Consider the following 1,750-nt stretch of genomic DNA (forward strand, 5'->3'; position numbering starts at 1 on the left):
AAAGACCTGCGGTAAGATGTCAAGTGAAAAATAAATAAATATTTAGTTATCAAGGTGCGATTTGCTTAAAAAAGGCAATAGGAAACTAGACCAGTAAATAAATGGTAATTACTGGAAGACAATTAAAAGGATTTAGAAGCTATTTATGCTTCATGTATCGACGCTCCTTTAGGCGTGTAGATTTGGTTGTTGCGTAGTAGCGCATCAACCAAACGCACTAATTTTCTTGCGGTTAGGGCGAGTGCTCTCTTATGTTGATGTTTTGGCACTTCCTTGCACTTTTTCGTGTAATAGGCGCTGTATTCGGGAACTCGCTTTCTTATCGAGTTGGCGGCTTCAACCAGATAATATCTCAAGTATTGATTCCCGTTTCGCGACATGGAAGTGTCCTCTGCTGTAAAGTGTCCTGATTGTTTTTTACGCCAGTATAAACCAGCGTATTTGGCGATTTTGGTTTCATCTTCAAAACGCTCAATTTGGCCAATCTCAGCAATAATGCCGGCCGTAAATACCGGTCCCAAGCCAGGAACTGTCTGAAGCGTCTGCTGCAATCCAGCCATAATGCGTTTGATGGATTTGTCAATTTCCTTGATCTGCCTTTGGAACGTTTGAATGACCGTGATGGACGTAGCCAGTATGGTATCAATCGAGTCTTCCATCACTTTATCCAGACGGTAGGAAGAGCGAACAGCCTTTTGAATGGATTTGGCCACCTGTTCCGGGTCATCAAAACGATTTTTACCCTTGAAGCGAAGATAGGCAGCTAAATCTTCCAGTTCCATTTGTGCCAGTTCTTCCAGGCTGTATTGTTCCAGAAACAGATCCATCATGGCTTTACCAAACACAGATGACTCCACTTCTTCTGTAAATGTGTTGCACTTAAAGCTAAGGTGTTGGAGGAATCGTTGTTTTTCCTGCGTAACCTGACGCACCAGCTGATATCTGGCACGTGTTAATTGTTGCAGGGCAACGTACTGTTCTTCTTTCACAACGGACATGGGCAAACGGCCGAAACGAAGGTAGTCAGCGATGATAAAGGCATCAATCTCATCGGTCTTGTCCATGTCGCTATAGCTCTTTTTGAAGTTGGCAATCTGCTTGGGGTTCATGACGAATACTTTCGCCCCCAGGCCTCGCATAAATTCATCGTTGTGTAAAAACATGGATGGATGAAAGCTGTATACACTGGTGGATTCAAGCCCGATTCGCAGCACATCAACTGACTGGCCTCTGGCTGTATTAAGAATGGTATCTCTGAGCTGTGTTGCACCTGGAAGATCATTCTGGATGGTGAAGGACTTAAGCTTCTCTCCTTCCCCGTCTAAAAAACAAACCTTGATATCAAACGAACTCACATCTAATCCGACAAATAATTTCATGGGGTATTCCTCCCTTCGATTTAGAATCATTGGAACTTATTTCTTGGACGCTCTGAGATATCCCTAGTGTGGACGCTGATCAGCAGCCTCGTGTATGAGTACTATCCTTGCATCGAAAGCCGCCCCGGGCTACTACCATCCGGGTTCGAACATCAAGGTGTACAGCCTGCGTGTATGAAGATCGACACGTACACTGGGAGACAGTCTTTATAATGTGGTAAGCCACAAGGAGTGAAAGAATTGTCCCAAATGATCCTAAGACCATTATCTAGGAATATCTCAGAGCGTCCAAGTTATAAACATTCTGAATGCAGGTTTTTTTGTGAATTTATAGGCTAAATGAAAGAGCCTAAATATAGTATACGAGGAGT

The 1,750-nt window shown here is 43.4% G+C and carries 1 protein-coding gene; it reads right to left on the minus strand.

The genetic code is table 11. The annotated features are described in order from the left end of the window. Positions 1-143: 143 nt before the first annotated feature. Positions 144-1,379 carry an IS110 family RNA-guided transposase gene (locus tag E4U82_RS19470; RefSeq protein WP_135111900.1) on the minus strand — a complete coding sequence of 412 codons (1,236 nt, stop codon included), beginning with the start codon at positions 1,377-1,379 and terminating at the stop codon, positions 144-146. Between the last annotated feature and the right edge of the window lie 371 nt (positions 1,380-1,750).

The organism is Lentibacillus salicampi (assembly GCF_004565465.1).
Taxonomy (GTDB): domain Bacteria; phylum Bacillota; class Bacilli; order Bacillales; family Amphibacillaceae; genus Lentibacillus; species Lentibacillus salicampi.